Below are 9,274 nucleotides of genomic sequence, written 5' to 3'. Positions count from 1 at the left end.
CGAGCGGCGCAGGGCGGCCAAGGGGCGCGGCCGTCGGCGCCCGGGACCGGCCGCTCCACCGGCCACGGCGGCCGCCGTGCCCACCGCGCCGATGTCCCGAGTGGAGGCGCGGCGTGCGGCGCGGGCGGCGAAGGACAGCCCGGCGGTGGTCGCCAGCCGGGTGGTCGGCGAGCTGTTCATCTCCCTCGGCGTCCTGATGCTGCTCTTCGTCACCTATCAGCTCTGGTGGACCAACATCCGGGCCGAGCAGATCGCGGGCCGCGAGACGGACAAGATCCAGGACGAGTGGGCCAACGGCGACCGCAAGCCGGGGGTGTTCGCCCCCGGACAGGGTTTCGCGATCATGCACATCCCGAAGCTGGACGTCGTCGTCCCGATCGCCGAGGGCATCGACAAGGAGAAGGTCCTCGACCGGGGGATGGTCGGCCACTACGGCGAGGGCAAGCTGAAGACGGCGATGCCCGAGGACGAGCTGGGCAACTTCGCAGTGGCCGGGCACCGCAACACCCACGGTGAACCGTTCCGCTACATCAACAAGCTCAGCCCCGGTGACCCGATCGTGGTCGAGACGCGCGACGCGTACTACACGTACGAGATGTCGAGCATCCTGCCGCAGACATCGCCGTCCAACATCTCGGTGATCGAACCGGTGCCGGTGGGTTCCGGGTTCACCAAGCCGGACCGGTACATCACGCTGACGACCTGCACACCGGAGTTCACGAGTACCTACCGGCTGATCGTCTGGGGCAAGATGGTCGACGAACGGCCGCGCAGCGAAGGGAAGCCCAACGCGCTCGTGGGCTGAACCATCATCACGACAGGGGCGGTGCGGTGGCAGCGAGGACCGAGCACGACGAGCGGACGGACGCGTCCGCGCGCCCGGCGCGCAAGCCCTCCCGGCACCCCGTCGCGACGGCCGTCAGCCTCTTCGGCGAGCTGCTGATCACCGCGGGCCTGGTGCTCGCGCTCTTCGTCGCGTACTCCCTGTGGTGGACCAACGTCCTCGCCGACCGCGAGGCCGACCGGCAGGGTGACACGGTCCGCAGCCGCTGGGCGGACGGCCCGGGTGCCCTGGACACCAAGGACGGCATCGGCTTCCTGCACGTACCCGCCATGAAGAACGGCGAGGTGCTGGTCAAGAAGGGCACCGACCCCGAGACCCTGAACAACGGCATCGCGGGCTACTACACGGACCCGGTCGAATCCGCGCTCCCCTGGGACGACGAGGGCAACTTCACGCTGGCCGCGCACCGTGACGGGCACGGCGCCAAGTTCCACAACATCCACAAGCTGAAGAACGGTGATCCGGTCGTCTTCGAGACCAAGGACACCTGGTACATCTACAAGGTCTACAAGACGCTCCCCGAGACCTCGAAGTTCAACGTCGACGTCATCCAGCCGGTCCCGGAGGAGTCGGGCGTCGAGGAGCCGGGCCGCTACATCACGCTGACGACCTGCACGCCGGTCTACACCTCGAAGTACCGGTACATCGTGTGGGGCGAGCTGGAGCGTACGGAGAAGGTCGACAAGGACCGCACGAAGCCGGTGGAGCTGCTCTAGTCTCCGCAGCCTGTGCGTAACCGCCTGTATGTACGGGGAATGCCCCGGTCACCACTGCGGTGACCGGGGCATTCCCCGTACGTATGCCGGGATGGGCGGCGGGCGTGGTCAGTCGCCCCGGCCTCCGAAGAGACCGCTCCCGCGGCCCTCGACGGTGACGAGAGTGACGGTGCTGCCCTTCTCCGCCTGGCTGTTGGGCGCCGGCTGGCTGGTGATCACCCGGGCGTCCGGCTTGTCGACCGAGCCCGGGGAGAGCTGGACCACGAAGCCGAGCCCTTCGAGCTGGCCCTTGACGTCCTGGTACGACTTGTTGCCGATGTCACCGGGGATCTGGACCTGCTCCGGCTCCGCCGGGCCCTTGGAGACCTTGAGGACGATCTGCGCGTCCTTGGCCTGCTTTCCGGGCGTCGGGGACTGCTCGATGACGGTGCCCTGCGGCTGGTCCGAGTCGACGTCGCTCCGCGAGATGTTGCTGAAGCCGATGCCCCGCAGCTGCTGTTCCGCCGCCTCGAAGGTGCGGTTCCGCATGTCCGGCAGGTCCAGCAGGGCCTGCTTGGCGATGGTGATGGTGATCTCGGACCCGTCATCGGCCTTCTCGCCGCCCTTGGGGTCCTGCTCGATCACCGTGTTCTCGGTCTTCTCGGACTCCTCGGTGACGACGTTGACCGTGAAGCCCTTCCCCTCCAGGACGTCGCGGGCCCCGTCCTCGGACTTCTCCAGGACGTTGGGGACCTCGATCTTCGGTGCGCCGGTGGACACGACGACGGTGACGGTGCCGTCCTTGTCCATCATCACGCCGCTCGTGGGGTCCTGCGAGCAGATCTCGCCCTTCTCCTGTTCCTCGCAGGGCTCCTCCGCGCCGACGGTGATCTTGACGCCGGCGTTGTCCGCGAGTCTCTCCGCCTCCTTGACCGTGGAGCCCACCAGGTTCGGCGCTTTGAGCTGGCCGTCGTCGCTGGTGGGGGAGAAGACGACCCGGCCGATCAGGATCGCGCCGATCAGCACCAGGATGCCCGCGACGACCAGCAGGATCGTCGAGGTGTTGCTCTTCTTCTGCTGGCGCCGGCGTCCGGACCGGTCGTCGTAGCCGTATCCGCCGTCGTCCGGGTTGACCGGCGGCAGCATCGAGGTCTGCCCGTTGTTCGGGTCGGCCGGGCGCAGGGCGGTGGTGGGCTGGTCGGCGTTGTAGCCGTCGTAGCCCCCGTACCCCGCAGCGCCCATCGCCGCCGTGGCCGCGACCGGCTGGCCGTCGAGGCAGGCCTCGATGTCGGCCCGCATCTCGTCGGCGGACTGATAGCGGTAGTCCGGGTCCTTGGTCAGCGCCTTGAGGACGATCGCGTCCATCTCGGGCGTGATCTCGGGGTCGAAGTTGCTCGGCGGCTGCGGCTCCTCCCGCACGTGCTGGTAGGCCACCGCGACGGGAGAGTCCCCGACGAACGGGGGCCGCACCGCGAGGAGCTCGTACAGCAGGCAGCCGGTGGAATACAGGTCGGAGCGGGCGTCGACCTGCTCGCCCTTGGCCTGCTCCGGGGAGAGGTACTGGGCGGTGCCGATGACGGCAGCGGTCTGCGTCATCGTCATCCCGGAGTCGCCCATGGCGCGGGCGATGCCGAAGTCCATGACCTTGACCTGGCCGGTGCGCGTCAGCATGACGTTCGCGGGCTTGATGTCGCGGTGGACGATCTGGGCGCGGTGCGAGTATTCGAGGGCCTGGAGGATGCCGACCGTCATCTCCAGCGTGCGCTCGGGGAGCAGCCTGCGACCGGAGTGCAGCAGCTCTCTCAGCGTCGACCCGTCGACGTACTCCATCACGATGTACGGGATGGAGACCCCGTCGACGTAGTCCTCGCCGGTGTCGTACACGGCGACGATCGCGGGGTGGTTGAGCGAGGCGGCCGACTGGGCCTCACGGCGGAACCGGGCCTGGAAGGACGGGTCGCGGGCCAGATCGGCCCGGAGCGTCTTCACCGCTACGGTGCGGCCGAGCCGGGTGTCGTGCGCGAGGTAGACCTCGGCCATGCCACCACGGCCGAGCACCGAGCCCAGCTCGTACCGGCCGCCGAGGCGACGCGGCTCTTCCATAACTGTTCCAGCCCTCTCCGTCAGTCCCGACCGCACCCGTGTGTGGTCCGCGGCGGTGCGCTGTTCGCGCATACGCTACCGGGCACCGGTGATGTGATCAGCCCGCACCCGTCAGCCGATATCCGACCGGTATGCGATGTCCGGTATGGATGGACGGCCGCCGTGACGGGTCTCACTTCTTGCTGTCGATGACCGCCTTCATCACGTCCTTCGCGATCGGGGCGGCCAGCCCACCACCGGAGATGTCGTCCCGGTTGGCGTTGCCGTCCTCGACCACGACGGCGACGGCGACCGGGGAGCCGTTGTCGGTCTTCGCGTACGAGATGAACCAGGCGTAGGGCTTCTCGCTGTTGTTCAGACCGTGCTGTGCGGTACCGGTCTTGCCGCCCACTGTGACGCCGGGGATCTGCGCGTTGGTTCCCGTGCCGTCGTTGACGACGGTCTCCATCATCTGCTGGACCTTCTGGGCGTTCTCACCGGAGAGCGCGCGGCTGAGCTCTTCGGGCTCGTGGGTGTAGACCGGGTCCAGGTTGGGCGCCTGACGCTCGGCGACCATGTACGGATCCATCAGTTTGCCGTCGTTGGCGATGGCCGCGGCGACCATGGCCATCTGGAGCGGGGTGGTGCGGTTGGACGCCTGGCCGATGCCCGCCATGGCGTTCTGCGGCCTGTTGTCCTCGGGGTAGATGCTCGCGTCGGCGCGGACGGGTGTGAAGACTTCCTTGTTGAAACCGAACTTGTCCGTCTGCTCGATCATCTTCTGGTTGCCGAGGTCGTCGCTGATCTTCCCGAAGACGGTGTTGCAGGACCAGCGCAGGGCCTCCCGCAGCGAGGCGTCCTTGCAGGGGATGCTGCCCTCGTTCTTCAGCTGGACGGTGGACTGCGGCAGGGTCCAGGGCAGCGGGGAGTCGGTCTTGGCGTCGATGTCGTCGTAGAGCCCGTTCTCCAGGGCGGCGGCGGCGGTGACGACCTTGAAGGTGGAGCCCGGGGGGTAGGTCTCGCGCAATGCCCGGTTGAGCATCGGCTTGTCCTTGTCCTTCAGGAGCTGCTGCCGGTCGTCCGAGTCCTTGAACGAGTTCCCGGCGAAGACCGAGGGGTCGTAGGACGGGGTGCTGGCGAGAGCGAGGATGGCGCCCGTCTTCGGATCAAGGGCGACGACCGCGCCCTTCTTCTTTCCGAGCCCCTCGAAGGCGGCCTTCTGAGCGTCGCCGTTGAGAGTGGTGACGACGTTGCCGCCGCGCTTCTTGTCTCCCGTGAACATCGACAGCGTCCGGTCGAAGAACAGCTGGTCGCTGTTGCCGGTCAGAATGCCGTCCTCAAGGTTCTCCAGCTGCGAGGAGCCGAAGGCCTGCGAGGAGTAGCCGGTCACGGGGGCCCACAGGGGGCCGTCCTTCCAGACCCGCTTGTACGTGAAGTCGCTGTCCTCGGTCTCGACGGAGCCGGTGATCGCCTTGCCGTCGACGATGATGTCGCCGCGCTCGTGGGCGTACCGCTCGATTTCGACGCGGCGGTTGTACTTGTGGCTGTTCAGCTCGTCGGCACGGACGTACTGGAGCCAGTTGTCCCGGATGAGAAGGGCGAGGATGAGGATGCCGCAGAAGATCGCGATCCGGCGCAGAGGCTTGTTCACGGTCGGACCACCTGGGTCATCTCGGCGTCCGTGGACGGGGCAGGGGCGGGCGCCGGCCGTCGGGCGGTGTCGCTGATCCGGATCAGGATGGCGATCAGAGCCCAGTTGGCGAGCACGGACGAACCACCGGCGGCGAGGAAGGGCATCGTCATACCGGTGAGCGGGATGAGGCCCATGACCCCACCGGCGACGACGAACACCTGGATCGCGAAGGCACCGGAGAGCCCGATGGCCAGCAGCTTGCCGAACGGGTCGCGGGCGGCCAGCGCGGTGCGTACACCGCGCTCGATGATCAGCCCGTACAGCAGGAGGAAGGCCATCACGCCGGCGAGGCCGAGCTCCTCGCCCACGGTGGCGAGGATGAAGTCCGTGTTGGCCGCGAACAGGATCAGGTCGGAGTGGCCCTGGCCGAGCCCGGTGCCGAGCGTCCCGCCGGAACCGAAGGACATCAGCACCTGGGCCATCTGCTCACTGGCGGGATGCGTGCCCCAGCCGGCGAACGGGTCGAGCCAGGCGGTGACGCGGTCCTGCACGTGCGGCTCGAAGGAGGCCACACCGACGGCGCCCACGGCCGACATGGTCAGGCCGAAGACGATCCAGCTGGTGCGCTCGGTCGCCACGTAGAGCATGACGACGAACATGCCGAAGAAGAGGAGCGAGGTGCCGAGGTCCGTCTCGAAGACGAGGATCAGGATCGACATCGCCCAGATGGCCAGGATCGGTCCGAGGTCACGCCCGCGGGGCAGGTAAAGCCCCATGAAGCGGCGGCTGGCCAGAGCCAGGGCGTCGCGCTTCACCATCAGGTAGCCGGAGAAGAAGATCGCGATGACGATCTTTGCGAACTCGCCGGGCTGGAGGGAGCCGATCCCCGGGATGGTGATCCAGATCCGCGCGCCGAACTGCGGCGGGAAGAACATCGGCAGGATCAGCAGGATGAGCGCCACCACCATGGAGATGTAGGTGTAGCGCTGGAGGATGCGGTGGTCCTTGAGCAGGATCAGCACCCCGACGAAGAGGGCGACCCCCATCGCCGAGAAGAGCAGCTGTTTGGACGCGGCGGGCGCGAAGTTGGGGTGGTTGAGCAGCCGTTCCGACTGGTCCAGACGCCAGATGAGCGCCAGCCCCAGCCCGTTCAGCAGTGTTGCCAGCGGCAGCAGCAACGGATCGGCGTACTTGGCGAACCTCCGCACCACGAGGTGGGCCACCCCGCCGAGCAGCGCGAGCCCCGCACCGTAGCCGAGCATCCCCGAGGGCAGTTCGCCGTTGAGGGCGAGCCCCACGTTGGCGTAGGCGAACACCGAGATGGCGACGGCGAAGATGACGAGCGCCAGCTCGGTGTTGCGGCGGCTCGGTGCGTCGATCGCGCCGATGGTGGTCGTATTGGTGACAACGCTCATGGTGCTGAAGGCCCCCTACGGCTTACTGCTTACCGCACTGCGGGACCAGCTTCTTCTCTTCCTCCGAGAGGCTGGGGCCGGGAGTGGGAGCTGTGGTCGACTTGGTCCCCTTGGCGGAGAACGTGGCGGAAGTCCTGGTGGCGGGGGCCCCGGCGGTGCCGCCGGCCTCGCCCTCGCCGGTACGGGCCCGGTTCTCGGCCTCGGCCGCGCGGCGCTGCGCGTCCTTCTTGCAGGCGGAGGCCTGGGCGGCGAGCTCGGCGACCTTCTCACGGGCGTCCTTGAGGCTGCCCTCGGCGATGGTCGCCTCGACCTGCTTGCGCTGGTAGGGCGGCAGGTACTTGAGCTCGATCTCGGGGTGGTCCTTCTCGACCTTCGAGAGCGAGACCCAGGCGAGGTCCTGGCTGATGCCCCGGAACAGCGCGACGTTCTCGTTCTGTGCGCCGACGTAGTACTGGGTCTGCGTCCAGCGGAAGCCGCCGTACAGTCCGCCGCCGATCACGGCCAGCGCGAGCACGATGTAGACGGACCGCTTGAGCCATTTACGGCCGCCGCCCCGTTTGACGTAGTCGTCGTCCGTGTAGGCGTCGTAGGTGCCGTCCGGCATGCCGTCGTAGCCGACGTCGCCGCTGCCGGGCGGGCCGAAGCCGCCGGCGGGCGGGGGGGTGGGGCGGCCGAGGCCGGCCGCGCGTCCGGCGGGCGTCTGCATGGCCCCGCCGTCGCCCAGCTGGGCCTGGTTCTCGGCGACCGCGCCGACGACGACCGGGGTGTCGTTGAGCTGTCCGGCCAGGGTGTCGTTGCTGTCGACGTCCAGGACGTCGGCCACGATGCAGGTGATGTTGTCGGGGCCGCCGCCGCGCAGAGCGAGCTGGATCAGCTCCTGGATGGTCTCCTGCGGGCCCTGGTAGCTGGCCAGGGTCTCTTCCATCGTCTGGTGGGAGACGACGCCGGAGAGGCCGTCGGAGCAGATCAGGTAGCGGTCGCCGGCGCGGACTTCACGGATGGAGAGGTCCGGCTCGACATGGTCGCCGCTGCCCAGCGCCCGCATCAGCAGGGAGCGCTGGGGGTGGGTGGTGGCCTCTTCCTCGGTGATCCGGCCCTCGTCGACGAGACGCTGTACCCAGGTGTGGTCCTGGGTGATCTGCGTCAGGACGCCGTCGCGCAGCAGATAGGCGCGGGAGTCGCCGACGTGGACCAGGCCGAGCCGCTGGCCGGTCCAGAGCAGGGCGGTGAGCGTGGTGCCCATGCCCTCCAGCTGGGGGTCCTCCTCGACCATGACACGCAGCTGGTCGTTGGCCTGCTGGACCGCGGTGCCCAGCGAGGTCAGGAGGTCGGAACCTGGTACGTCGTCGTCGAGCTGGACGAGCGTGGAGATCACCTCGGAGCTGGCGACCTCCCCGGCCGCCTGACCGCCCATGCCGTCGGCGATGGCGAGGAGCCGGGGGCCGGCATAGCCGGAGTCCTCGTTGCCCTCGCGGATCATGCCCTTGTGCGACCCGGCGGCGAAGCGCAGCGACAGACTCATGCGCACCTGCCCCGTCGACTCCGCCTCGGGGTACAGCCTGTCTCGAGCCACACTGCCCACCCTCCGGTCGGGAACCGGCCGGCGTCCGTCGTCCAGGCCGCCGCGGCTCGCTCGCTCCGCTCGCTCATTGTCGTACTACTTCCGCAGCTCGATGACGGTCTTGCCGATACGGATCGGCGCGCCCAGCGGAACTGGTGTCGGGGTGGTGAGCCGGGTCCGGTCCAGATACGTGCCGTTGGTGGACCCGAGATCCTCGACGATCCACTGGCCGTCACGGTCCGGGTAGATCCTGGCATGCCTGCTGGACGCGTAGTCGTCGTCCAGCACGATGGTTGAATCGTGGGCCCGGCCCAGGGTGATGGTCTGGCCCTGGAGCGCGACCGTCGTGCCCGTGAGCGTGCCTTCGGACACGACCAGCTTCGTGGGTGCCCCGCGGCGCTGCCGACCGGGCTGCTGGCGCTGCTGAGGCGGCGCCGCCTGTTGTTGTGTGCGGCCCTGCTGAGGGCGCGCGTCGGCGGCAGTGCGGCGTGAGCCGCGCTGCGTGACGCGCGTTCCGAACAGGTCGCTGCGGATGACCTGGACGGCCACGATGACGAACAGCCACAGAACAGCCAGGAAACCTAGCCGCATGACCGTCAGGGTCAGCTCTGACATTGCCCCCGCTTCACCCTTCGGCTTGCCGGTAAACGATGGTGGTGCTGCCCACGACGATCCGCGAGCCGTCGCGGAGCGTAGCGCGGGTGGTGTGCTGCCCGTCTACCACGATGCCGTTGGTAGACCCGAGATCCTGGATCGTCGAGGGCGTTCCGGTCCGGATCTCACAGTGCCGGCGCGATACGCCGGGGTCGTCGATCCGCACGTCGGCGTCGGTGCTGCGTCCCAGCACCAGCGTCGGGCGGGAGATCTGATGGCGGGTGCCGTTGATCTCGATCCAGCGCCGCGTCTGCGCGTCCGGCAGGGGGCCGGGCGCGGCGGGCGGGCGCCGGTCGGTCGTGGGACCCGAGGGCCGTCCGGCGCCGGGCGGCGGGGCCGGGGGCATCGGCGGAGCGGCGGTCGGGGGGTAGCCGTAGCCGCCGGGAGCCT

General features: G+C 68.7%; 8 protein-coding genes. 2 read left to right on the top strand and 6 right to left on the bottom strand.

The features are described from left to right. Positions 1-805: class E sortase (locus CIB93_RS36095; RefSeq protein WP_143660131.1), on the top strand; the 805-nt coding region annotated here is incomplete at its 5' end. Positions 806-831: 26 nt separating this feature from the next. Further along, positions 832-1,560 carry a class E sortase gene (locus tag CIB93_RS36090; RefSeq protein WP_096633013.1) on the top strand — a complete coding sequence of 243 codons (729 nt, stop codon included), beginning with the start codon at positions 832-834 and terminating at the stop codon, positions 1,558-1,560. A 108-nt stretch (positions 1,561-1,668) separates the two neighbouring features. Here CIB93_RS36090 and pknB read toward each other — a convergent pair whose 3' ends face one another. From pknB to CIB93_RS36060, 6 genes are all read right to left on the bottom strand, one after another. Continuing rightward, positions 1,669-3,642, bottom strand: a complete 1,974-nt coding sequence (gene pknB, locus CIB93_RS36085; protein ID WP_096633012.1) for a Stk1 family PASTA domain-containing Ser/Thr kinase — start codon at positions 3,640-3,642, stop codon at positions 1,669-1,671. A gap of 172 nt (positions 3,643-3,814) precedes the next feature. Next, positions 3,815-5,272, bottom strand: coding sequence for a penicillin-binding protein 2 (locus CIB93_RS36080; RefSeq protein ID WP_096633011.1), 1,458 nt, complete (start codon positions 5,270-5,272; stop codon positions 3,815-3,817). Further along, complete coding sequence (locus CIB93_RS36075) at positions 5,269-6,669, bottom strand: FtsW/RodA/SpoVE family cell cycle protein (protein ID WP_096633010.1); 1,401 nt, start codon at positions 6,667-6,669, stop codon at positions 5,269-5,271. Before CIB93_RS36075 ends, CIB93_RS36080 begins: the two co-directional genes overlap by 4 nt. A 22-nt stretch (positions 6,670-6,691) precedes the next feature. Then, the gene (locus tag CIB93_RS36070) at positions 6,692-8,191 is read right to left on the bottom strand and encodes a Stp1/IreP family PP2C-type Ser/Thr phosphatase (protein WP_096633009.1); all 1,500 of its coding nucleotides are present in this window, start codon (positions 8,189-8,191) and stop codon (positions 6,692-6,694) included. A 135-nt stretch (positions 8,192-8,326) separates the two neighbouring features. Further along, positions 8,327-8,845 carry an FHA domain-containing protein gene (locus tag CIB93_RS36065; RefSeq protein ID WP_096633008.1) on the bottom strand — a complete coding sequence of 173 codons (519 nt, stop codon included), beginning with the start codon at positions 8,843-8,845 and terminating at the stop codon, positions 8,327-8,329. Between the two features lie 10 nt (positions 8,846-8,855). Continuing rightward, positions 8,856-9,274 (bottom strand): FHA domain-containing protein (locus tag CIB93_RS36060; protein WP_143660130.1); only part of this gene is annotated, 419 nt, incomplete at its 5' end.

The sequence above is a fragment of the Streptomyces sp. WZ.A104 genome (genome assembly GCF_002382885.1).
Classification (GTDB): domain Bacteria; phylum Actinomycetota; class Actinomycetes; order Streptomycetales; family Streptomycetaceae; genus Streptomyces.
This window is presented reverse-complemented; position numbering and strand designations above follow the sequence as displayed.